21 protein-coding genes are annotated in these 22261 nt (G+C 69.3%); 5 read left to right on the top strand and 16 right to left on the bottom strand.

Annotated elements, in window-relative coordinates:
• Positions 1 to 64 precede the first annotated feature (64 nt).
• From ACJH6H_RS15040 to ACJH6H_RS15005, 8 genes are all read right to left on the bottom strand, one after another.
• Entirely contained in the window at positions 65 to 784 is a 720-nt protein-coding gene (locus ACJH6H_RS15040) for an SDR family NAD(P)-dependent oxidoreductase (protein ID WP_212813855.1), read from the bottom strand.
• Positions 781 to 1524 (bottom strand): SDR family oxidoreductase, encoded by a 744-nt coding sequence (locus ACJH6H_RS15035; RefSeq protein ID WP_212813853.1) that lies wholly within the window; start codon positions 1522 to 1524, stop codon positions 781 to 783. Before ACJH6H_RS15035 ends, ACJH6H_RS15040 begins: the two co-directional genes overlap by 4 nt.
• Before the next feature lie 96 nt (positions 1525 to 1620).
• Positions 1621 to 2280, bottom strand: a complete 660-nt coding sequence (locus tag ACJH6H_RS15030; protein ID WP_212813851.1) for a nitroreductase — start codon at positions 2278 to 2280, stop codon at positions 1621 to 1623.
• A complete protein-coding gene (locus tag ACJH6H_RS15025; RefSeq protein ID WP_212813849.1) occupies positions 2277 to 2675 on the bottom strand; it encodes a cupin domain-containing protein in 399 nt (132 codons plus the stop codon). Before ACJH6H_RS15025 ends, ACJH6H_RS15030 begins: the two co-directional genes overlap by 4 nt.
• Positions 2676 to 2739: 64 nt before the next feature.
• The gene (locus ACJH6H_RS15020) at positions 2740 to 3630 is read right to left on the bottom strand and encodes a hypothetical protein (protein WP_212813847.1); all 891 of its coding nucleotides are present in this window, start codon (positions 3628 to 3630) and stop codon (positions 2740 to 2742) included.
• Between the two features lie 97 nt (positions 3631 to 3727).
• Positions 3728 to 6517 carry a LuxR family transcriptional regulator gene (locus ACJH6H_RS15015; RefSeq protein ID WP_212813844.1) on the bottom strand — a complete coding sequence of 930 codons (2790 nt, stop codon included), beginning with the start codon at positions 6515 to 6517 and terminating at the stop codon, positions 3728 to 3730.
• Between the two features lie 104 nt (positions 6518 to 6621).
• Positions 6622 to 7578, bottom strand: coding sequence for an electron transfer flavoprotein subunit alpha/FixB family protein (locus tag ACJH6H_RS15010; protein ID WP_135356585.1), 957 nt, complete (start codon positions 7576 to 7578; stop codon positions 6622 to 6624).
• Between the two features lie 46 nt (positions 7579 to 7624).
• Positions 7625 to 8425, bottom strand: coding sequence for an electron transfer flavoprotein subunit beta/FixA family protein (locus tag ACJH6H_RS15005; RefSeq protein ID WP_212813842.1), 801 nt, complete (start codon positions 8423 to 8425; stop codon positions 7625 to 7627).
• A gap of 264 nt (positions 8426 to 8689) precedes the next feature.
• On the opposite strand from ACJH6H_RS15005, the gene ACJH6H_RS15000 reads away from it, so the two are divergent.
• The 4 genes from ACJH6H_RS15000 to ACJH6H_RS14985 all read left to right on the top strand — a co-directional run bounded on the left by ACJH6H_RS15000 (position 8690) and on the right by ACJH6H_RS14985 (position 13970).
• Positions 8690 to 9496, top strand: a complete 807-nt coding sequence (locus ACJH6H_RS15000; RefSeq protein WP_244872856.1) for a bifunctional 2-polyprenyl-6-hydroxyphenol methylase/3-demethylubiquinol 3-O-methyltransferase UbiG — start codon at positions 8690 to 8692, stop codon at positions 9494 to 9496.
• Positions 9497 to 9525: 29 nt separating this feature from the next.
• Positions 9526 to 11058: a 1,4-alpha-glucan branching protein domain-containing protein gene (locus tag ACJH6H_RS14995; RefSeq protein WP_406775220.1), complete on the top strand. Its 1533-nt coding sequence runs from the start codon at positions 9526 to 9528 to the stop codon at positions 11056 to 11058.
• Between the two features lie 60 nt (positions 11059 to 11118).
• The gene (locus tag ACJH6H_RS14990) at positions 11119 to 12348 is read left to right on the top strand and encodes a glycosyltransferase family 4 protein (protein ID WP_212813840.1); all 1230 of its coding nucleotides are present in this window, start codon (positions 11119 to 11121) and stop codon (positions 12346 to 12348) included.
• A 119-nt stretch (positions 12349 to 12467) separates the two neighbouring features.
• A complete protein-coding gene (locus ACJH6H_RS14985) occupies positions 12468 to 13970 on the top strand; it encodes a multicopper oxidase family protein (RefSeq protein WP_406775185.1) in 1503 nt (500 codons plus the stop codon).
• 1 nt (position 13971) lies between these two features.
• On the opposite strand, the gene ACJH6H_RS14980 is transcribed toward ACJH6H_RS14985, so the two are convergent.
• A complete protein-coding gene (locus ACJH6H_RS14980; RefSeq protein ID WP_020103137.1) occupies positions 13972 to 14709 on the bottom strand; it encodes an acyltransferase in 738 nt (245 codons plus the stop codon).
• A gap of 64 nt (positions 14710 to 14773) precedes the next feature.
• On the opposite strand from ACJH6H_RS14980, the gene ACJH6H_RS14975 reads away from it, so the two are divergent.
• The gene (locus tag ACJH6H_RS14975; protein WP_406775184.1) at positions 14774 to 16069 is read left to right on the top strand and encodes a PQQ-binding-like beta-propeller repeat protein; all 1296 of its coding nucleotides are present in this window, start codon (positions 14774 to 14776) and stop codon (positions 16067 to 16069) included.
• Between the two features lie 55 nt (positions 16070 to 16124).
• On the opposite strand, the gene ACJH6H_RS14970 is transcribed toward ACJH6H_RS14975, so the two are convergent.
• The 7 genes from ACJH6H_RS14970 to ACJH6H_RS14940 form a co-directional block, all read right to left on the bottom strand.
• Complete coding sequence (locus tag ACJH6H_RS14970; RefSeq protein ID WP_212813834.1) at positions 16125 to 16820, bottom strand: esterase; 696 nt, start codon at positions 16818 to 16820, stop codon at positions 16125 to 16127.
• A gap of 102 nt (positions 16821 to 16922) precedes the next feature.
• The gene (locus tag ACJH6H_RS14965; protein WP_406775183.1) at positions 16923 to 18128 is read right to left on the bottom strand and encodes a THUMP-like domain-containing protein; all 1206 of its coding nucleotides are present in this window, start codon (positions 18126 to 18128) and stop codon (positions 16923 to 16925) included.
• A gap of 27 nt (positions 18129 to 18155) precedes the next feature.
• A complete protein-coding gene (locus ACJH6H_RS14960; RefSeq protein WP_318986154.1) occupies positions 18156 to 19181 on the bottom strand; it encodes a class I SAM-dependent methyltransferase in 1026 nt (341 codons plus the stop codon).
• Positions 19182 to 19251: 70 nt separating this feature from the next.
• Complete coding sequence (locus tag ACJH6H_RS14955) at positions 19252 to 19914, bottom strand: enoyl-CoA hydratase (RefSeq protein WP_318986153.1); 663 nt, start codon at positions 19912 to 19914, stop codon at positions 19252 to 19254.
• Positions 19914 to 20714, bottom strand: coding sequence for an NUDIX hydrolase (locus ACJH6H_RS14950; protein WP_212813826.1), 801 nt, complete (start codon positions 20712 to 20714; stop codon positions 19914 to 19916). Before ACJH6H_RS14950 ends, ACJH6H_RS14955 begins: the two co-directional genes overlap by 1 nt.
• A complete protein-coding gene (locus ACJH6H_RS14945; protein ID WP_244872855.1) occupies positions 20711 to 21601 on the bottom strand; it encodes an ABC transporter ATP-binding protein in 891 nt (296 codons plus the stop codon). Before ACJH6H_RS14945 ends, ACJH6H_RS14950 begins: the two co-directional genes overlap by 4 nt.
• Positions 21571 to 22191 (bottom strand): YczE/YyaS/YitT family protein, encoded by a 621-nt coding sequence (locus ACJH6H_RS14940; RefSeq protein WP_406775219.1) that lies wholly within the window; start codon positions 22189 to 22191, stop codon positions 21571 to 21573. The genes ACJH6H_RS14945 and ACJH6H_RS14940 overlap by 31 nt, the downstream gene beginning before the upstream one ends.
• Between the last annotated feature and the right edge of the window lie 70 nt (positions 22192 to 22261).

The raw sequence follows: 22261 nt of genomic DNA, 5'->3' as shown, positions 1-22261 counted from the left end.
CCGCTGAGCACGAGAACGGCCCCCGGACCTGTTGTCCGGGGGCCGTTTTCGGTGAGGCGGGCGGTCAGGCAGCCGCGCCGCCGCCATCGGCATGCAGCGTCGACCCGGTGACGAAGCTCGACCGTGGCGACGCCAGGAACAGCACCGCCTGCGCGATCTCGGCCGGCTGTGCCGTCCGGCCCAGCGGCAGCATGCGCCCCAGTTCGTCGTTGGTGTCGCCCCATTCGGCAGCCACCCCCGGCGTCGCCGTCGGCCCGGGAGCCACGCTGTTGACACGCACACCGTGCGGCCCGAATTCTGTTGCCCACGTGCGGGTCAACGATTCCAGCGCAGCCTTGGACGCGCTGTAACTGGATGCCCCCGGCACGCCCTTGAACGCGACCATGGACGTGACATTGACGATGCTCCCCCGGCCCCGGCGCAGCATGCCAGGGACCAGAGCCGCCACCAGGAAATAAGCGCCGCGCACGTTGGTGTCGAAGGTGGACTCGAAGGTCGCCACGTCCTGCTCCACGGTCAGTGCACCCGGGAAGCTGGCGGCGTTGTTGACCACGATGTCGACATCACCGCATTGGCGGGCAAGGCTTTTCACTGATTCCAGGTCGGCCAGGTCCGCGGGGATGAACCGCACCCCGAGTTCGGCGGCCGCCGCGGCGCCACGGTCGGCGGAGCGTCCGGTGATGATCACCGTCGCACCTTCGGCCGCCAGCAGGCGCGCGGTCTCGAACCCGATGCCGGCCGTCCCGCCCGTCACGAGCGCGGTCAGCCCGGTCAGCTCTGTCACCGGGCCGCCAGCCAGTCCGCCAGGTGCAGGTCCGAGATGATGGCATCGCCGCTGGTGACCAAACCGGTGTCGCCGACCTTGGTGCCGAAGTAGGTGGCTGCCGGGTCGACGACGATCGGCAGGCTCTCACCGCGGTGGGCCAGCGCCAGTTTGGCCAGGCCCGCGAACGTCAGTTTGTCCGGCCCGCCGATGTTCACGATCCCGTTGGCGGGTGCGTCCTGGGCGACGCGGGCCACTTCGGCGGCGACGTCGGCGCCGGCGATCGGCTGGATGAGGCCCTCGGGCACCCGCACTTCGCCGTCGACGGTCAGCGATGCGGTGATCGCGTCGGCGAACTCATGGAACTGGGTGGCCCGCACGATCGTGTAGGGCAGCCCCGACTCGGTGATGATGCGCTCCTGGGCGACCTTGGCCCGCATGTAGCCGCTGTCGGGCAGACCGTCGCAGCCGACGATGGACAGTGCCACGTAGTGGCCGACGCCGGTCTCCTTCGCGGCGGCCACCAAGTTGGTCGCCGACCGGGTGAAGAAGTCCAGTACCGGGCCGTCGGAGAAGTCCGGCGAGTTGACGACGTCGACCAGCACGTCGGAGCCGGCGAGGGCCTCGGTCAGGCCCGCGCCGGTGAGGACATCGGCACCTGAGTCCCGAGAAGCCGCCACGGTCTGGTGACCGGCCTCGTTAAGCAGGGCCACGACCTTCGAACCGATCTGGCCGCTGGCACCCATCACAGTGATCTTCATCAGACACACCCTTTCGAATTGTTTCGGTTGTGCGGCTTCCACACTCGCAGTCGCCGCAGGCCCGCGAACCCCGGAAAGTCCGTAGTCCGCCGGCGGTCAGTCCAGGAACACCACGTTGTCGCCGATCGGATTGCGCGGCGTGTCAAGGTGGTTCGCCGGAAACGCCGGGTCGGCGTAGCCGATCGAGATGCCGCACAGGATCGTGAGTTCCTCGGGAATGCCGAGCTGCGCACGCAGCACCTCGGGATACAAGCTGATCGACACCTGGACACAGCTGCCGAGGCCCCGCTCGGTCAATGCCAGCATCAGCGTCTGCAGGAACATCCCGACACCCATCGCGTCGACCGAGCCGAAATCGCGGTGCATGCACACCACCCCGGCGACGGGCGCCCGGAAGAATTCCCAATTGCGCCGCTGCGCCGCCCAGCGGCCCGCCGCGTCGCCGCGTTCGATGCCCATCGCGCCGTACACCAGGGCACCGCTCTCGCGGCGCAGATGCGCGAACCGGGGCGGCAGACCGGCCGAGCCCACCTCAGGCGGCGTCGTATCGACGGCCGCGAGCAGCGCCTCGACCAATCGTGCGCGCCGTTCCCCGGTGACGAGGTAGACGTGCCACGGCTGGGTGTTGGAGTTCGACGGTGCCCGGATCGCCAGCTCCAACGCCTCGTCGAGCAGCTCCCGCGGAACCGGCTTGTCCGGCAGGAACATCCGTGCGGACCGGCGCGACCGGACGATGTCGCCGAACCCGGTCGTCATCGGACTCGCCGGTCCTTGCGGGTTTCGAGTTCGTCGTCATCGACGACGACGAGCATCGGCACGCCGGGCGTGCAGATCATCGTCACGAGAAAGCGCAGCCGGACGTCGGTGCGGTTGTTGGCGTCCGAGTAGTGGATGACGTCGCCACCCGGCTCCCAGAATGCCTCCCCCGCTTTGATCACCCGCGGCGCTTCACCCTCCAACTCGAAGAGCATCTCGCCTTCCAAGACATAACCGAACGACGGTCCACCGGGATGACGATGCGGCGGAGCGCCCGCGCTCCCCGCCGGCCACTCGATGATCGACGTCATCACGTGGGCGTCGGCCGGGATGAACGGCGGCGTCACGGTCTGGATGGTGGTGATCGCCTTCATCAGGTCGGCACTATCGAACATTGTTGCTCCTCAGTTGAATCCAGGCCTGACCGATCGGAATGCCGACAGGCAGGACGCTCGGTATTCAGCTTCGTCGCGATGCGGCCTGGTGGGACCCTTGGAACTCCGTAGTCGAAACCGGGTGGAGCCACCGGGCGATATTGGCGACGTAGTCCTTGAAGACCGCCAGCCGCGACGGGTCGTCCTTGATCTGTGTGCCGGGAAGATCGGACACGAACGACGGTGCCCCCGCGGCGAGGTCCCAGTTGTAATCGGCGAAGTGGTGGAAGGTGGACTCGGCGACCACGCGGCCCATCGGCCGCCCGGCCGGACATCGTTCACCGTCGACCACGACGGCGAGGTTGAAGTGCCGGCCGGTCGCGGTACTGCGGCCCCTCGCGATTGCCTGGGCGTACGGACCTTTCGCAGTCACCATGCCCTCATGCGGATGCGCGGGGAACCATTCGATGTGCCCGCTGGCGGTGTGGTTCGTTCTCAGCAGTTCGTGTGGCTCGCCGTCGACCAACACCGGCTGGTAGTCGCCGTTGGCACCGGAGTGGTAGTTGGGCCACGAGATGTGCGGATTGTCCTGGTCGTCGCACAGCTCGCGAGGGTCGACGGTCTCGTCGTGGAATTCGTTGACCACGCCCAGGATTCCGAGGCGGTTCAGGCAGCACCCCAGGTCCTGGTGATCGCGCGCGGTGAGCACCCCGCCGCCGCGCTCGCGGAACCGGCGGATGCCGTCGGCGTCGGCGGCCGTCAGACCGTCGCCGACGTCGACCGCCAGCAGCCACAGCTGGTCGAAATCGAGCTCGTCCAGACGGGCCAGTACCGGGTCGTCGGTGAGACATGACCGATTGCGTGCGGTCACGTGGTGACCGCACGCTCTCAGTTCGTCCGCGACCATCGAGAACCGGCTGACGTCCCAATCGTCGGCGCACTCGGTGATCGTCGTCTGCAACAGGATGCGGGACACAGAACTCTTTCATGTCAAGGGTTTTCGCGGAACGCGATCAGCATGGCCGATGGCGGACCGCGCCGGACCCTTGACAGTTCGTGGTCTGTGGCGCGAGTCAGCCGGCGGGGAACAGCGTGCGCAACTGCCGCCGCGACGTGATGCCGAGCTTGACGAAGACCTTGCGCAGGTGCCATTCGACGGTGTGCGTGCTGATGAACAGCTGGGCACCGATCTCCTGGTTGGTCAGACCGGCGGCGGCAAGTTCGGCGATCTGGGCCTCTTGCGTCGTCAGCTCGTCACCCGAACTGACCGGCTCTTTGCGGACCTTCTTCCCGGCGGCGATCAGCTCGCGTCGCGTGCGCTCCGCGAACGCCTCGGCTCCCATCCGGTTGAACATCTCGAATGCCGCGCCGAGGTGCTCCCGCGCCGCCACGCGCCGGTTCATGCGGCGCAGCCATTCCCCGTAACACAGATGGGCCCGGGCCAGCAGGAACACGACGCCGGTACGCCCGAGTCGTTCGATGGCCTCGGCGTACCGGACGTCGGCGTCTTCGTCGTCGGCCACCAGGGCGCGCGCGTACGCGAACGCCCCCAGCCCCCAGTCGGTGCCGCTGGTACCCGCACGTCCGGCCAGCTGCTGCGCAGCCCACTGCCCGGTTTCCTCGTCGCCGATGCGCGTCGCCGCTTCGACGAGCTCGATCAGACCCCAGCAGTAGAAGCCCAGATCGTCGAACTGGCAACAGTTCCTGGCCGCCGCGAACGCTTCGGCGTAGCGCCCGAGTCCGTTGTAGACGACAGCCGAAAGAAACCCCGTGACCCCGAGTACCCGGCCTTCGCCGCGGGCCGCCGCGTCGGCCGCGGCGGACTCGATGAGGCCCACGGCGTCGACCGCGACCCCGCGAAACGCCGCCAACGACAGCGAGTGGTACCGCAACGGGGCGTAGTCGGTCGCCGCCGAGATGACGGCGGCCTCGGCGATAAGTGCTGCCGCCGTGTCGAATTCGCCTGCGAGCAGATGAACGCCGGCCCCGAACGCGAGTGCGGGCGGAAGTACGGCCAAGGCGCCGGCGTCGCGCGCCTGGCGTATCGCGGCGGTGGCCAGCAGCCGGTGGATGCCGTCATCCCAAATCTCGCCGACGGCCGACTCCTGAATGATGGCCAGGCCCAACGGCATCCACCGCAGGAACTGACCGTCGGCGTCCTGTGCGTGCCGGCACATGAGCTCCAGCGCGGCGCGCATCTGTTCGGCACCACCGCCGGTGACGATCCGGCTCGCCACCCCGCTCAGCAGCAGGTCCACCGGCCGATGCAACGCGGCCGCATCTCCGAGCGCCGCGCCCGCGGCCTCGGCCACCTGCACCACCATGTCCGTCCCACCGAGCCGGCCCGCATACATCGCCGCGGCGAGCGCCTCGAGGTATGTCTCGTGGGCCAGCCCGGCGTCGAGCCTCTCGAGGTCGCGTGCCGCGGCGAGCAGCTTCTGCACGGCGTCGCTGAGCGGCGGCACGCCGGGCCCGCCGCCGCGACTGCGGGCGAACTGCATCTCCGCCCGCAACCGATCCACTTGCGCCCGTTGCAGATCCGTCAGTGGCCCGAGTTCGGCGATCGCCAGGAGCTCATACGCCGCAGCCGGTGCCGCCGCGTCGCGCTTGGCCTGTGCCGCCGCGAGCGCGCGTGCCGCACGCAAGGCCGGGTCCGCGGTGAGCACCGTCGCACGTTCCAGGAAGGCCGCGGCCGCGGCGACGCCGCCCTTGCTCTGCGCCCGTCCGGCGGATCGCTCCAGATCCGCGGCCACTGCGTCGTCGGGCCCCGCCGCCGCGTGCGCGAAATGCCACGCGCGGCGGTCCGGATCCTGCCGCGGGTCGGTGGCCTCGGCCAGCGCCCGATGTACCGATCGGCGCGCGTTCACATCGGCCGCACGGTAGACAGCCGACCGCATCAACGGATGGCCGAAACGCACACGCGCGCCGAACTCGATGAGTCCGGCCGCCTCGGCCGGCGCCAGCGCGCTGACGGACAGTCCCAAAATCGTTGCGGCCCGCTGGAACAGCGCCGCATCCCCAACCGAGTCGGCGGCGGCGAGAAACAACAGTTGCTGGGCCGCCGGTGGCAGCGCCTCGACGCGACGCCGGTAGCCGTCCTCGACCTGCCGCGTCACACTGCGCCCGGTGCCCATGTTCCAGAAGCCACCGGCGAGCTCGGCGGCAGAAACACTGCGGGGAACCTCGAGGAGCGCCAACGGGATTCCCCGCGTCTCGGCGACCACACGGTCGCGCACCCGTTCGTCGACCCGACCCAACAGCACCGAGTCGAGCAGGTCGCGGGCGTCGGCATCGGACAGCCCGGTGACCGTCAGCTCCGGCAGCGGCCCCAGCGCCTCTGCTCCGGCGTCACGGGCCGCGAACAACAGCACAACGGGCTCGGCGAGGAAGCGGCGCGCCACGAAGGCAAGGGTCTGCAGCGATACCTGATCGAGCCACTGCGCGTCGTCGACCACACACAACAGCGGCTGGTCCGCCGTCGCGGCGGCCAACAGGCTCAGCACCGCGAGGCCCACCAGGAAACGGTCCGGCGCCGCCCCGGCGCCGCGGCCGAAGGCCACGTCCAATGCCCCGCGCTGCGGCGTCGGCAATTCGTCGAGGTGCTGCATCAGCGGCGCGCACAGCTGCTGCAGGCCCGCGTACGCCAGCTCCATATCGGACTCGACGCCCGTCACCTGAATACAGCGGAATCCGTCGGCAGCGTCCACCGTATGCCGCAGCAGCGCAGTCTTCCCGACCCCCGCCTCGCCGCGCAGGACGAGGACCTGACTGCTGCCCGAGCGCGCGGCCGACAACAGGCCGCGCAGCGTCGTGATCTCTCTGTCGCGGCCACGCAAGACCGGCGCGCGATCCTGGCTCGCCATCGGCACCACCGTTTCTGGTTGCTGTCAGCAGTCCTGCCCAGACACAAAGGTGCCCCAAAACCGAAGTTTTGGGGCACCTTCGCTTCTGCTCACGCAGAGAAAAATCAGCCCTTGCGAGCCTTGATGGCGTCGGTCAGCTGCGGGGCGACCTGGAACAGGTCACCCACGATGCCGAGGTCGGCGATCTCGAAGATCGGGGCCTCTTCGTCCTTGTTGACCGCGACGATGGTCTTGGACGTCTGCATGCCGGCGCGGTGCTGGATGGCGCCCGAGATACCGAGGGCGATGTACAGCTGCGGGGCAACGGTCTTACCGGTCTGGCCGACCTGGAACTGACCGCCGTAGTAGCCCGAGTCGACCGCGGCACGCGAAGCACCGACAGCACCGCCGAGCGAGTCGGCCAGGGCCTCGACGACCGCGAAGTTGTCGGCGCTGCCGACACCACGGCCACCGGCGACCACGACGCTGGCCTCGGTGAGCTCCGGACGGTCACCGGCGACGGCCGGCTCGCGCGAGGTGATCTTGGTGGCGTTCTCGGCCTGGGCCGGAACCTCGACGTTGACGACCTCACCGGCGCCGTCGGCCGGGGCGGCCTCGACGGAACCCGGACGGACAGCGATCACCGGGAGCACGTCGTTGGCCTGCGCCTCGACGGTGTAAGCGCCACCGAAGATGCTGTGGACGGCGATGCCGCCGGCCTTGACGTCGACGACGTCGACCAGCAGGCCGGCACCCAGGCGGGCGGCCAGACGACCGGCGACCTCTTTGCCCTCGGTGCTGGCGACAGTCAGCACGGCGGCCGGGCCGGCGGACTCGACGAGAGCCTCCAGCACGTCGACGGTCGGGGTGACCAGGTAGTTCGCCGCGTCAGCCGACTCTGCGACGTAGATCTTGGCCGCACCGGCGGCCTTGAGGGCGTCGGTCAGCGGCGCGGCGGTGCCGGGGGCACCCACCACAACTGCCGACGGCTCACCGAGCACACGGGCAGCGGTGATCAGTTCGGTGCTCACCTTCTTGAGGGCACCATCGGCGTGCTCGACGAGCACAAGTACTTCAGCCATGCGTATTTGCCTCTGTGTCTTTCTGGAAGTTTCGGTGTGGTGGGGGCTAGATCAGCTTCTGACCAACGAGGTACTCGGCGATCTTGTTGCCGCCCTCGCCCTCGTCGGCGATCTTCTCGCCCGCGGCCTTGGCCGGCTTCGGCGTCGACGACAGCACCTTGCTGCTGGCGTTGGCGACACCGACCTCGTCGGCCTCGACACCGATCTCAGCCAGCGTCAGCACGGTGACCGGCTTCTTCTTGGCGGCCATGATGCCCTTGAACGACGGGAAGCGGGCTTCACCGATGCGCTCGTTGACGCTCACGACGGCGGGCAGGGTGGCCTCGAGGCCGAAGACGCCCTCGTCGGTCTCACGCTCGCCGGTGACCTTGCCGTTCTCGACGGAGATGCTGCGCAGCGAGGTCAGCTGCGGCAGGCCCAGCAGCTCGGCGATGACGGCCGGAACCGCGCCACCGACACCGTCGGTGGACTCGTTGCCACCGATGACCAGCTCGGCGCCCTCGATGGTGCCCAGCGCGCGGGCCAGGGTCCAACCGGTCTGGACGATGTCCGAACCCTTGAGCTGGTCGTCCTTCACGTGCACCGCGTTGTCGGCGCCCATGGACAGAGCCTTGCGGATGGCCTCGGTGGCCCGCTCCGGTCCGACGGTCAGCACGGTGACGGTGCCGGCGCCGCCGGCGGCCTCTTCCTTCTCCTTGATCTGCAGCGCAGCCTCGACGGCGCGCTCGTTGATCTCGTCGAGCACCGCGTCCGCGGACTCGCGGTCGAGGGTGAAGTCGCCGTCGTTGAGCTTGCGCTCCGACTCATAGTCAGGGACCTGTTTGATCAGGACCACGATGTTCGTCATGGGTGTGGTTCGTCCTCCTCGATGAGGCCGGCGGTCGGCCTGGCATTCACGATTAACGCAACGACCAACATGTTACTACTCGGTAACTTATGTGGCATGGCGCAGGAACACCATAGCTGGTCGAACGCGGCCCGAGGATGCCGCCTTTTGTTTTCTTGACCACACTCGAGGCGGTTGGGCAACATGGCAGAACCAGCAGGTGGGACGGCCCAACCGATCGGGCATGGGATCAGCGGTACCACTCTGGGCTAGCCTGCCTATCTAATGAGCACTTTTCCCGAAACCCAGCCGGACAGCCACGCGGCAAAGTCAGTGCCAGTGATGCCACTGACCGGTGAGCGCACCGTCCCGGACCTGGCCGAGGAGAACTACTGGTTCCGGCGCCACGAGGTGGTGTACCGGCGACTGGTCGAGCGCTGCCGCGACCGCGACGTCCTGGAGGCCGGTGCCGGCGAGGGCTACGGCGCCGACCTCATCGCCGACGTCGCGCGCCGGGTGATCGGGCTCGACTACGACGAGTCCTCGGTGGCGCACATCCGCGCCCGCTACCCGAGAGTCGAGATGCTGCACGGCAACCTGGCCGCGCTGCCACTCCCCGATGCCTCCGTCGACGTCGTGGTCAACTTCCAGGTGATCGAACACCTTTGGGACCAAGGACAATTCGTCGCCGAGTGCCTGCGCGTGCTGCGCCCGGGCGGCGTCCTCCTGATGTCGACGCCGAACCGGATCACCTTCACCCCCGGCAGCGACACCCCGCTGAACCCGTTCCACACCCGGGAACTCAACGCCGCCGAGATGACCGAGCTGCTGACCGAACAGGGCTTCGTCATGGAGGCCATGCTGGGCGTCTATCACGGCGCCGGACTGCGTGAGCTCGACGCTCGGCACGGCGGCTCCATCATCCAGGCCCAGATCGACCGCGCCGTGGCCGATGCACCCTGGCCCGCGGACCTGCTGGCCGACGTGGCCGCGGTGACCATCGACGACTTCGATCTGCTCGCAGCTGATGCCGCAAACAGCCCGAACATCGACGACAGCCTCGACCTGGTGGCAATCGCGGTGCGGCCGTGAGTGATTCATCGAGCACACCAGTACCGGGGATGTTCACCCTGGTGCTGCATACGCACCTGCCGTGGCTGGCCCATCATGGCCGCTGGCCGGTCGGTGAGGAGTGGCTGTACCAGTCGTGGGCGACGGCCTATCTGCCCCTGACGCGCGTGCTGCGCGAGCTGGCGGAGGAAGGCCGCGGTCACCTGCTGACGCTGGGCATGACGCCCGTCGTCACCGCTCAGCTCGACGATCCGTACTGCCTGGCGGGTATGCAGCAGTGGCTGTCCAACTGGCAGCTGCGCGCGCTGGAGGCGACGACCGTCCGTGACGGCGGCGGCGCCCCGGAGACCTTCAACTCGCCGGAAGCGTTGCGCGCCTTCGGTGTTCACGAGCACCAGCAGGCCGGTGCGGCACTGGCCGAGTTCGCCGATCACTGGCAGCACGGCGGCAGCCCGGTGCTGCGGCAGCTCATCGGCGCGGGCACCATCGAACTGCTCGGCGGCCCGCTGTCGCATCCGTTCCAGCCGCTGCTCAACCCCCGGCTGCGCGAGTTCGCGCTGCGCGAGGGCCTGGCCGACGCCGGCGCCCGCTTCGCGCACACCCCCGGCGGCATCTGGGCGCCCGAATGCGCCTACGCCCCCGGCATGGAGGCCGGCTACGCCGCCGCCGGCGTCACCCACTTCATGGTCGACGGCCCGTCGCTGCACGGCGACACCGCGCTCGGCCGTCCCGTGGGCGAGTCGGACGTCGTCGCCTTCGGTCGCGACCTGCAGGTCAGTTACCGCGTGTGGTCGCCCAAGTCCGGCTACCCGGGGCACCCGGCCTACCGCGACTTCCACACCTACGACCACCTGACCGGCCTCAAGCCGGCCCGCGTCACCGGACGCACCATCCCGTCGGAGTCCAAGGCGCCGTACGAACCGGAACGGGCCACCGCCGCCATCGACGCGCACGTCGCGGATTTCGTGAACACCGTGCGGCGCCGACTGCTCTCGGAGTCCGAGCGCACCGGCCGCCCGGCCCACGTCGTCGCCGCTTTCGACACCGAGCTGTTCGGGCACTGGTGGCACGAGGGACCGGAGTGGCTGGGCCGGGTATTGCGCGCGCTGCCGGCCGCCGGTGTCCGGGTCGGCACCCTGTCGGACGCGATCGCGGGCGGCTTCGTCGGCTCCCCCGTCGAACTGCCGCCCAGTTCCTGGGGTTCGGGCAAGGACTGGCAGGTCTGGTCCGGCGAGCAGGTCGCCGACTTCGTGACGCTCAACGCCGAGGTCGTGGATACCGCGCTGACCACGGTGGACAAGGTGCTCGCACAGGATTCGGCGTACCCGGCACGTGACCGCGTGGCCGACCAGATCCTGCGGGAAGCCCTGCTGACCGTCTCGAGCGACTGGCCGTTCATGGTGAGCAAAGACACCGCGGCGGAATATGCTCGCTATCGCGCGCACCTGCACGCGCACGCCACCCGGGAGATCGCCGGTGCCCTCGCGTCTGGACGACGCGATCAGGCCCAGAAACTCGCGGAAGGTTGGAACCGCGCCGACGGACTGTTCGGCGCCCTGGACGCGCGGAGGTTGCCGCGATGAGCACTTGCGCGAAGAGCCGAGTGCACCGATGAGCGCTTGCGCGAAGAGCAGAAGGCAACGATGAAAATCCTCATGGTCTCGTGGGAGTACCCACCCGTGGTGATCGGCGGCCTCGGACGCCACGTCCACCATCTGGCCGTCGAGCTCGCGGCCGTCGGCCACGAGGTCGTGGTGCTGTGTCGTCGCCCCGCGGGCACCGACCCCAGCACGCACCCCACCACCAACGAGGTGCACGAGGGTGTGTGGGTGATCTCGGCGGCCCTCGATCCGAACGAGTTCACCTTCGGCACCGACATGATGGCCTGGACCCTGGCCATGGGCCACGCCATGATCCGCGCCGGACTGAGCCTGCGCGACTGGACCCCGGACGTCGTACACGCGCACGACTGGCTGGTCGCCCACCCCGCCGTCACGCTGGCCGAGTTCTTCGACGTGCCACTCGTCTCCACCATCCACGCCACCGAGGCCGGCCGGCACTCCGGCTGGCTCTCCGGCCCGGTGAGCCGCCAGGTGCACTCGCTGGAATCGTGGCTCGTGCACGAGTCCGACTCGCTGATCACCTGCTCGGTGTCCATGGGCGAGGAGATCACCGAGCTGTTCGGACCCGAGCTGCCCGACGTGAGCGTCATCTGCAACGGCATCGACACCGCCGGCTGGCCGTTCGCCATGCGCCGCAAGCACGACGGCCCGGCCGAGCTGCTGTTCGTCGGCCGGCTGGAGTACGAGAAGGGCGTTCATGACGTCATCGCCGCGCTGCCGCGCATCCGGCGGACCCACCCCGGCACCACGCTGACCGTCGCCGGTGACGGCACGCAGTACGAGTGGCTGGTCGAGGAAGCCCGCAAGGCCAAGGTCACGAAGGCCGTGAATTTCGTTGGCCGCGTGGATCATTCAGGGCTACTGGAGCTGCTGCACCGGGCCGACGCCGCAGTCCTGCCGAGCCACTACGAGCCGTTCGGCATCGTGGCGCTGGAAGCCGCCGCGGCCGGGACGCCGTTGGTGACATCGAACGTCGGCGGGCTCGGCGAAGCGGTGATCAACGGCAAGACCGGCGTCTCCTGCCCGCCGCGCAACGTCGGCGCACTGGCGTCCGCGGTCCGCAAGGTGCTCGACGACCCCGCGGGTGCGCAGCAGCGCGCCCTCGCCGCACGTGACCGGTTGAACCACGACTTCTCGTGGCAGACCGTGGCCGCCGAGACCGCGGATGTCTACCTGGCCGCCAAGCGCGGCGAGCGACTGCCGCACGCGCGTCGTCCCATCGTGGAGCGCCCGCTGCCCGACCGCGGCTGAGAGCTCCTCACCGCAAATCCATAGAACTGTCCCTTTTCCCTGGAAGAGGGACAGTTTTGTGCTGACTTGCGGACTTTCGACCCTTGACGCATATACCCCCCGGGGGTACAAACGGCAGGGTGTTCACTCGCCGTAGTTTCCTGATCGCCTCCGCCGTCACGGGCGCATCCGCGCTCGCCGGCGTCGCCGCGTGTAGCAAGATGCCCGCCGCGGCCGGCGGTATCGACCAGAAGGCCATCGCCGCTGCCGAGGCCGCCCGCCCGCACACCGGGCGCACCGTCTCGGTGGCGCTGCGCCCGCAGCCGGCCACCGTCGACCTCGGCGGTGTCACGGTGCAGACCCTCGCGTACGGCGATCAGGCACCGGGCCCGCTGATCCGCGCGTCGGTGGGCGACGAGCTGTCGGTCCGCGTGTCCAACGGGCTCGACCATGACACGTCGGTGCACTGGCACGGCATCGCCCTGCGCAACGACATGGACGGCGCGGCACCCGCGACGCCGAACATCAAGCCCGGCAACGACTTCACGTACACGTTCTCGGCCCCGCATGCCGGCACCTACTGGGCACATCCGCACACCGGCCTCGACGCGGACCACGGGCTGTACCTGCCGGTCGTCATCGACGATCCCGCGGAGCGCGGCCGCTACGACGCGGAATGGATTGTGGTCCTTGATGACTGGACCTCGGGTGCCGGTAAGTCGCCCCAGCAGATCTACGACGGCCTGCGCGCGATGGCCGGCATGGGACACATGGGCGGCCACGACATGAGCGGCATGGGTGACATGCCCGGTATGGCGGGAATGGCGACGAGCCCGCTACTCGGCGGCGACGCCGGCGACGTCAAGTACCCCTACTTCCTCGCCAACGGCCGGATTCCCGCCGCACCAACGGTTTTCAACGCCAAGCCGGGTCAGCGCATCCGGCTGCGCATCATCAACGCCGGCGCCGACACCGCGTTCCGGGTCGCACTGGCGGGCCACCGCATGACCGTCACGCACACCGACGGCTTCCCCGTCGACCCGGTGGACGTGGACGCACTGCTGCTGGGTATGGGCGAGCGCTACGACGTCGTCGTCACCGCGGGCGACGGCGTCTTCCCGTTGGTGGCGGTGGCCGAGGGCAAGGACAGCTCCGCGCGCGCCATCCTCTCCACCGGCGCCGGCACCGCGCCGGACGCCGCGTTCCGCCCCGCGGAGCTGAACCGGAAGATCGGCACCGTCGCCGACTTCACGGCCACCGGCGCCGTCGACCTCGGCCCCATCACGCCGGACGTCACGCTGGCCGCGGAACTCACCGGGTCGATGATGAAGTACGACTGGGGCATCAACGGGCGGGGCTTCGACAACCGCACGGCGCTAACCGTCCGGCAGGGACAGCGCGCCACCATGACCTTCACCAACTCGACGACGATGTGGCATCCGATGCACCTGCACGGGCACACGTTCCAGGTGCTGCAGGCCGACGGCCGGCGCGGGCCGCGCAAGGACACGCTGATCGTGCTGCCCAGGCAGAAGCTCACCGTCACACTCGTCGCCGACAACCCCGGTGAGTGGATGCTGCACTGCCACAACGCCTATCACCAGGAGGCGGGCATGATGACGACGCTCGACTACATGAGCTGAGCTACCGGGAGCTCTTCTTGCGCTCGATGTCGGCCAGGGCCCGGGCGAGTTCCTCGCGTTCGGCGGCCGAGGTCTCCCAGTCCAGCTTGCGGTTCTTGACCACCTTAGCCGGGGCGCCGACCGCGATGGAGAAGTCCGGAATCTCGCCCTTGACCACCGCGTGGGCGCCGAGCACACAGCCGCGGCCGATGCTGGTGTTGCGCAGGATGGTCACCTTGGCGGCGATCCAGGTGTCCGGCCCGATCCGCACCGGGCCCTTGATGATGCCCTGGTCCTTGATCGGCAGCTCCATGCTGTCCATCTTGTGGTCGAAGTCGCAGACGTAGCACCAGTCCGCCATGAGCGCCGACTCGCCGATCTCGATGTCCAGGTAGGTGTTGATGACGTTGTCGCGTCCCAGCACCACCTTGTCACCGAACCGCAGCGAGCCCTCGTGGCAGCGGATGGTGTTCTTGTCGCCGATGTGGACCCAGCGGCCGATCTCCATCTGCGCCAGCTCGGGCGTGCACTGGATCTCCACACCCTTGCCCAGGAACACCATGCCACGCGTGATGATGTGCGGGTTGGCCAGCTTGAACTTGAGCAGCCGGAAGTACCGCACCAGGTACCACGGGGTGTAGGCCTTGTTGTCGAGCACCCACTTCAGCGACTCACGGGTGAGGAACCGCGCCTGCCGCGGATCGCGCAGCCGCGAACCCCGCCATCGTTTGTGAATCGGTGCGCCCCACATCGTCGTCATGGCCGGAAAGCCTACGCGAGGCGAAATCGGACATTCGCGTGTCTCGGGCTAGTCTCGGGACTCGATGCCTGCACACCGAATCCGCCGCCTCGCCACCGTTGCTGTTGCCGCGGTCACGCTGACTGTTGCCGGGTGCGGCAACACCGACTCCTGGGTCAAGGCACACCCCTCGGACGGCTGGCCCGCGCAGTACGGCGACGCCGCCAACAGCAGCTACACCGCGCTGGCCGGGGCAAGCAGCCTGAAGCAGGACTGGGCCCGCTCGGCCAAGGGAAACATCGGCGCACAGGTGATCCTCGGCTCCGGCAGCTATCTGGCCATCAACGCGCAGTCGGCCAATGGTTGCTCCCTGATGGTGTGGGAAAGCGACCAGCACGGCCGCCAGCGCTGGTGCACCCGGCTGTGGCAGGGCGGCGGCATGTCCAGTCCCCTGTTCGACGGCTTCGACAACATGTACGTCGGCCAGCCCGGCGCGATCATGTCGTTCCCGCCGACGCAGTGGATCCGCTGGCGCCAGCCCGTGATCGGGATGCCGACGACACCGCGCATCCTGTCGCCCGGTCAGCTCCTCGTGGTGACGCATCTGGGCCAGGTACTGGTGTTCGACGCGCACCGCGGGCAGACCATCGGCGCGCCGCTGGACCTCGTCAGCGGCGTCGACCCCGCCGACTCGGCGCGCGGCCTGGCCGACTGCCAGCCCGCCAGAGCGGCCTGCCCCATCTCGGCGGCGCCCGCCTACTCCCCTGACACCGACATGGTCGTCCTGGGCCTGTGGCAGCCGGGCACCGATGCCCCGGCCCTCGTCGGGCTGCGCTACCACGAGGGTCAGACGCCGCTGCTGACCCGCGAATGGAGCAGCACCGCGGTCGGAGGCGGCCCCATCGCCAGCCCGGTGCTGTCGGCCGACGGCAAGACCGTCTACGTCAACGGCCGCGACCAGCACCTCTGGGCGGTGAATTCCGCCGACGGCAAGGCCAAGTGGTCGGTCAACCTCGGCTTCCAGCCGCAGACGCCGCCGTCGGTGACGCCGGACGGTCTGGTGGTCGCCGGCGGCGGGCCGCAGACCAAGCTCACCGCGGTCAAGGACAAGGGCGACAAGGGTGAGGTGGCGTGGACGCGCAGCGACGTCGAGCCGCTGACGACGGCCACGCGCGCCGGCACCGACGTCGGGTACGTGGTGGTCCGGGACGGCCAGGCCGGCCAGGCGTTGGTCGTCTTCTCCCCCGCCGACGGCCACACCGTGAACAGCTATCCGCTGCCGGGCGCCACGGGCTGGCCGGTCGGGGTGTCCGTCGGGCACGACAAGCGCGTCATCACCGCGACGAGCGACGGCCAGGTCTACGCGTTCGCCCCAGCCTGATCAGGGATTTGTGCACGATTTTCCGCGGCCGGCGCGGAAAATCGTGCACAAATCCCTAGGCGAGCATGGACTCGATAGGCGCTCGCGGCACCGTCACCTGCACCGCGCCGGCGGATTCCGGTAGCACCTGTCCCTGGCTGAAGAAGAAGATCAGCGAGTCGTTGGTGATCGCGAAGTTCTGGTAGGTCTCCGGATCCAGCCCGGCGGCCGGCGGCATCAGCACCGGCTGCGCTGACTGGCGGATCAGTTCGCCCTGAACCAGCGGCAGGATCACCGGAAAAGGTTGTGCGCCAGGTACGAACAGATTGTCGATGGTGATCGGCCTGCGCTGGACCAGGTCCCACGTGAACGTCTTGTAGAAGGTCTGCGGATGCGCACCGCCGACATCCTGGAACGTCTTGAACACGACCGACTGGGTGTTCCGGGGCGGGATCGCCGCGGTGTACTGCGTCGCGGTGGTGTCCAGCTCGTACGAGGTCTCGTGCGGTCCGGGCATCTTCGCGACGTTGACGTACCCGTCGCGGGTCTGCGTGATGTAGTCGACCACGGCCTGCTGATCCGGGTAGTCGATGGGATAGCTGATGTTGAGCGCGTAGCCGCGGGTGGTGTCGCGAATCTGACACATCCGTGAGCCGTCGACGACGCCGCCCAGCTCCGGGCATTTCGCCGGGGTCGCGGCCGCAAGAGGCATGCCGAGCCAACCGACCGCCCCTGTTGCAGCGATCACTGCGGCGAGTGCGGGAAGGCGCATCTGGTGAATCCTCCAGGGATCAAGAAATGGCGGCACGTCGCCGCCGGTTCCAGCGTACCTGTCGGCCCTACCCGTCCCGGCCATGAACTGCGACCTGGCGATTCAGCGCGACGGCCGGCAAATGAAGGCCGTCGGCCGGGCGGCGGCGCCCGCACCGATGCGCGTGATCACCACCGAGAGTTGCGCACCCGAGCGCTGCAGCTTCAGCTTGGCGCGCAACGCATCCGGGTCGACGTCGACGCCGCGCACCAGAATCTCGACGGCCGACGCCCCGTGCGCGGACAGCGCCTGCCGGAGCCGCTTCTCGTTGTAGGCGATCTGCTCGATGACCTCGAAACCCCTTGTGCCGCTCGGCAACTCGTCGCCAGACAGGTACGCGATCGCCGGGTCGAGCTGCCACAGGCCGTGCCGCGCCGCATAGTGGCGCACCAGACCGGCCCGCACCACCGCGCCGTCGGGGTCGACGATCCAGCGCCCCGCGGGCCCCGCGGGACAGTCGCCGGGGTCGGCATCGGTGAATTCCTCGGCCACCTGGCCGTTCTTGTCGAGCACCGTGGCCCGGCGCGTGACGCCGGATGGCGCCAGCCCCGGTGACCACAGACAGGCCTCCCGGACGCTGCCGGCCAACGACGTGATCTGCACCTCGCCGCTGAATCCCAGCTCGGCCAGTTGGCCGAAATCGACGCCGGGAGCGCATTTCACCACCAGGTCGCGGCCCCGGTAGACCTCGTGCAGCTCGTCGAGCGGCGGGGCGTAATCGCGGGGGTCGAACTTGCGGCGCCCCGAACTGCGCCGCGCCGGGTCGACGACCACCACCGCGTCCCGCGTGATCGGGCGGAGCGCGTCCGCCCGGCACAGCAACGCACGGTCGCCCACGTTGTGGCGCGCCATGGCCAGCCGGACCGCGTCCAGGTCGCTGCCGACGAGATGCGACGCCGAATCAGCCGAATTACTCAGCGCGGCAAGTTCTGTCCCGACGGAACACGTCGCATCGTGCACGAGGCGGCCGGACAACCGCCGCGCCCGATGAACGGCGACGGCCCCGGCCGTGGCCTGCTGCAGCGCCTCGTCGGTGAACAGCCAGCCGGTGACGTCGCCCAGCTCGGCCAGTTTGGCGACGGCCCGGCGCCGCAGCAGCACGGTCTCGACCAGAACCGCCGCACGGTCACCGAAACGCGAACGCGCCCAGGCGATGTCGGATACCCGGTGGGCATCGGTCAGGGGCCGGGCGGCCACCTCGGCGAGCGCCTCCTGACCGGGTCCGGTCAGGTAGGCGACATCGTCGAGTGTGAAGGCATAGCCGCTCACGTCAGAGCGTCAGGGGCGCGGGGTCCGTCAGGACGGCTTGACCCCGGTGATCATGACGTTGTAGAACCAGCCCTTCGGCACGATGTGGCGCCACACGTTCGCGTCGAACCAGCTGAGCGTGGTCCAGCCGCCGAAGGCGAACTTGGCCCAGCCCCAGCCGAGCTTGCCCGGGGGCACCGTCGACTCGAAGGTCCGCACCGGCCAGCCCAGCATGGCGGCGGTGAATTCCTCACTGGCGGTGGCGACTTCGACCGCACCGGCGTTGGTCGCCATGCGCTCCAGGTCGGCGGGCTCGAAGGTGTGCAGGTCGACGATCCACTCGAGCGCGGCGGCGCGCGAGTTCTCGTCGAGCTCCTCCTGCGGCCGGCGCCAGGACGCCAGGCCCGGCAGCTTCATGGCCGCGACGGTGGTCTTCCAGGTCAGGTCGGCCAGGCGACGGGCGTAGAAATTGCCGACGGTGGTGGGCTCACCGGCGAAGATGAACCGGCCGCCCGGCTTGAGCACGCGGACGACCTCGCGCAGCGACAGCTCCACATCGGGGATGTGGTGCAGCACCGCGTGTCCGACGACGAGGTCGAAGGTGTTGTCCTCGTAGGGAATTCCCTCCGCGTCGGCGACACGGCCGTCGATGTCCAGACCGAGGGCCTTGCCGTTGCGGGTGGCCACCTTGACCATGCCCGGGGACAGGTCGGTGACCGAGCCGCGGCGCGCGACGCCGGCCTGGATCAGGTTCAGCAGGAAGAAGCCGGTGCCGCAACCGAGCTCGAGGGCGCGGTCATACGGCAGCTGGCGCTGGACCTCGTCGGGGACGATGGCGTCGAAGCGACCGCGGGCGTAGTCGATGCACCGCTGGTCGTACGAGATCGACCACTTGTCGTCGTAGCTCTCGGCTTCCCAGTCGTGGTACAGGATCTGCGCCAGCTTGGTGTCGTGGCGGGCCGCCTCGACCTGCTCGGCCGTCGCATGCGGGTTGGGTGCCTGGTCAACTACCTCGGATACCTTGGCGGCAGCGTCGGCTGCGGCGACCTCGGACGTCTGGTCGGTACTCGTCATGCAGGTCAGCCTAACTGCCCCGTCACCGGGAGTTCACATCCACGGTTCTGTTCACCCGCTGAGCACGGGTTCAGCGAACCGCGAACGCTGCCTTTGCTGTGGCCAGCGCCTCGGGCGACGAGTCGAGGAACCTGCGCGCCCACTTGTGCGCCTCGTCGTAGACGTGGTCGGGCGCCACGAGTTGGTCGACCAGACCTAGGGCCACGGCCTCCTCGGCACCCGCGAACCGGCCACTGAACACCAGGTCCTTGGCCCGGCTGTCGCCGACGGCCGCCGCCAGCCGCGCCGCGGCGCCCTCGGCCGGTGCCCGGCCCGACAGGATCTCGGTCGACCCGACCTTCACGTTGTCGCCGCTGATGCGCCAGTCGGCCGCGAGCGCCAGCGTCAGGCCACTGCCCAGCGCGTAGCCGGTGACGGCCGCGACGGTGGGCCGCGGAATGGCGGCGACGGCGTCGACCGCGGCACGGCACACCGCGCCCGCGACGCGGGCCTCGGCCGCATCGAGGGTGCTGGTCTCGTGGTCGTCGTCACCGGTGCAGAAGACCTCGTGGCCGCCGTACACGATGACGGCGGTGACGTCGGACCGCTGGCCCAACTCCTCGGCGGCCGCGGCGACCTCCCGGCACATCTGGCGGGTCAGCGCATTGCGCGGCGGCCGGGCCAGCAGCAGGGTCCCGATGCCGTCGGTGACGTGGATTTCGACGAATTCCGCGGCGAACTCACGCTTCGTCATCACTGCGCCCTACCGGCACGTGCCGCCTTGTACCGCTCGGCATCGAAGAATTCGATGTCCCACGTGCCCTCGCCCATGGTGAGCACCGGTTCGATCGGCTCGATCTTCCGTTCGTCCTTGAGCAGCTCGCCGACCGTGCGGCCGTCCAGTGAGCTCAGTTGCGTCCACGTGGGCGGCAGCAGGAAGGAATGTCCGGCCGCGAACTCCTCCAGCGCGGCGGTGGGCGTACGCCACGCGACGTGGTCGCTCTCGGTGTTGTTGCCGTCGGCGCGCTGGCCGGCCGGCAGGGCACCGACGAAGAAGAACGTGTCGTAGCGGCGGGTGCGTTCCTCTTTGGGGGTGATCCAGTTGGCCCACGGCCACAGCAGGTCGGCGCGCAGCACCAGCTTCTCGCGGGCCAGGAACTCCCCGAACGACAGTTCACGGCTTTCCAGCGCGGCCCGGGATTCGTGGTAGACGGTCGCGTCGGAGACGATGCCGTCCGGATCGTCGGCCGGCCCGGCGAACAGCACCCCGGATTCCTCGAAGGTCTCGCGGGCGGCGGCGCACACCAGCGCGCCGGCCAGCACCGGGTCGACGCCGAACTTCTCGGCCCACCAGGTGCGGTCGGGTCCGGTCCAGGCAATGTCGGCATCGCGATCGCGCTCGTCGACCCCACCGCCGGGAAACACCGTCATGCCGCCGGCGAAGGCCATCGACATGGTGCGGCGCATGAGGAAGACCTCGATGCCGGGCGCGCCGTCGCGCACCAGCATCACGGTCGCGGCCGGCCTGGGATGCAGGGGGTCGAGTTCGGTCATATACGCCTCCTGTGCGCCGCGCGACTGCGGGTACGACGGGCGAAGTACCGCCCGTCGATGTACTCCAGGGCGATCGACTGACCGAAGGCCTGGGAGAGATTCTCGGACGTGAGCACGTCGGGCAGCAGCCCGGAAGCGATCGCCCGCCCCTCGGAGAGCAGCAGGCAGTGCGTGAAGCCCTCCGGGATTTCCTCGACGTGGTGGGTGACCAGCACGGAGGCGGGTGCGTCGGCGTCGGCGGCCAGATCAGCCAGCCGGGCCACGAGTTCTTCCCGCCCGCCGAGGTCCAGTCCGGCCGCCGGCTCGTCGAGCAGCAGCAGCTCCGGGTCGGTCATGAGCGACCGCGCGATCAGCACCCGCTTGCGCTCACCCTCGGACAGGGTGCCGTAGCGACGGTCGGCGAGGTGTTCGGCGCCGATGCTCTCCAACGTGTCCAGCGCCCGGTTGTAGTCGACGTCGTCGTACTGTTCGCGCCACCGGCCGAGCACGGCATAACCGGCGGAGACCACCAGGTCGCGCACCACTTCGTCGTCGGGTATCCGCTGCGCCAGTGCCGAACTGCTGAGCCCGATCCGCGACCGCAGCTCGGACATGTCGGTGCGGCCCAGCCGCTCGCCGAGCACGAACGCCGTGCCCGTCGACGGATGCTCGACGGCGGCGGCCATGCGCAGCAGCGACGTCTTGCCCGCGCCGTTGGGACCGAGAACGACCCACCGCTCATCGAGTTCCACCGACCAATCGATCGGGCCGACGAGGGTGGCACCGCCCCGGCGCAGCGTGACGCCCGAGAATTCGATCAACAGGTCGTCGTCGACGGAGTCGATCAATTGGTCGGAGTCGGGCGGGCCATCTGGCTTTACGAGGTTGTCGTTGAGGGCGCCGGGCACTCGCTCATCGTAGCCACGGCCGGTTCGGCGGCCCGGTCCCCCACCACGTGCGCCCATCCGCTGGCCGCCAGCCAGCGGCTCGGGGTGCACCGCAGCACCAGTTGCACCAGCGGCCCAATCCCCAAGGCGTACACGACGGTTCCGACGCCGACGGTGCCGCCGAGGAGCCAGCCGGTGGCCAGCACCGTCACCTCGATGCCGGTGCGGACCAGCCGCACCGACCATCCGGTCCGGGCCACCAGCCCGGTCATCAGTCCGTCGCGTGGTCCCGGCCCCATCCCGGCACCGATGTACATCACGGTGCTCACGGCGTTGAGCACCACGGCGCCGACCATCATCGCGGTGCGCACCGGCAGCGTCGCCGGCTGCGGCAGCACCATCAGGGCGGCGTCGACCACGACGGAGATGACGATGACGTTCGCGACGGTGCCGACGCCCGGCCGGTTCCGCAGCGGGATCCAGCCGAGCAGCACCACGACGCCGACGAGCGCCGTGGCGCCGCCGATGGTCAGCCCGGTGTGCTTGGCCAGGCCCTGATGGAAGACGTCCCACGGGTCCAGGCCCAGGCCGGCCCGCACGAACAGTGCCATCGACAGGCCGTAACCGCTCAGCCCCGCCAGCAGCAGCACCGAGCGGATTGTCAGGCCGGTCCCACTGACG

Source organism: Mycobacterium sp. SMC-21, from assembly GCF_045310825.1.
Taxonomy (GTDB): Bacteria; Actinomycetota; Actinomycetes; order Mycobacteriales; family Mycobacteriaceae; genus Mycobacterium.
This window is presented reverse-complemented; position numbering and strand designations above follow the sequence as displayed.

Coding starts and splice junctions, on each gene's coding strand:
- ACJH6H_RS15005 (WP_212813842.1), bottom strand. CDS start 8,425: ATGACGAACATCGTGGTCCTGATCAAACAGGTCCCTGACTATGAGTCG.
- ACJH6H_RS15000 (WP_244872856.1), top strand. CDS start 8,690: ATGAGCACTTTTCCCGAAACCCAGCCGGACAGCCACGCGGCAAAGTCA.
- ACJH6H_RS14980 (WP_020103137.1), bottom strand. CDS start 14,709: ATGACGACGATGTGGGGCGCACCGATTCACAAACGATGGCGGGGTTCG.
- ACJH6H_RS15010 (WP_135356585.1), bottom strand. CDS start 7,578: ATGGCTGAAGTACTTGTGCTCGTCGAGCACGCCGATGGTGCCCTCAAG.
- ACJH6H_RS15035 (WP_212813853.1), bottom strand. CDS start 1,524: ATGAAGATCACTGTGATGGGTGCCAGCGGCCAGATCGGTTCGAAGGTC.
- ACJH6H_RS14950 (WP_212813826.1), bottom strand. CDS start 20,714: ATGACCGAACTCGACCCCCTGCATCCCAGGCCGGCCGCGACCGTGATG.
- ACJH6H_RS14970 (WP_212813834.1), bottom strand. CDS start 16,820: ATGCGCCTTCCCGCACTCGCCGCAGTGATCGCTGCAACAGGGGCGGTC.
- ACJH6H_RS15015 (WP_212813844.1), bottom strand. CDS start 6,517: ATGGCGAGCCAGGATCGCGCGCCGGTCTTGCGTGGCCGCGACAGAGAG.
- ACJH6H_RS15025 (WP_212813849.1), bottom strand. CDS start 2,675: ATGTTCGATAGTGCCGACCTGATGAAGGCGATCACCACCATCCAGACC.
- ACJH6H_RS14960 (WP_318986154.1), bottom strand. CDS start 19,181: ATGACGAGTACCGACCAGACGTCCGAGGTCGCCGCAGCCGACGCTGCC.
- ACJH6H_RS14995 (WP_406775220.1), top strand. CDS start 9,526: ATGTTCACCCTGGTGCTGCATACGCACCTGCCGTGGCTGGCCCATCAT.
- ACJH6H_RS15030 (WP_212813851.1), bottom strand. CDS start 2,280: ATGACGACCGGGTTCGGCGACATCGTCCGGTCGCGCCGGTCCGCACGG.
- ACJH6H_RS14940 (WP_406775219.1), bottom strand. CDS start 22,191: ATGGCACTGTTCGTGCGGGCCGGCCTGGGCCTGGACCCGTGGGACGTC.
- ACJH6H_RS14975 (WP_406775184.1), top strand. CDS start 14,774: ATGCCTGCACACCGAATCCGCCGCCTCGCCACCGTTGCTGTTGCCGCG.
- ACJH6H_RS14955 (WP_318986153.1), bottom strand. CDS start 19,914: ATGACGAAGCGTGAGTTCGCCGCGGAATTCGTCGAAATCCACGTCACC.
- ACJH6H_RS14990 (WP_212813840.1), top strand. CDS start 11,119: ATGAAAATCCTCATGGTCTCGTGGGAGTACCCACCCGTGGTGATCGGC.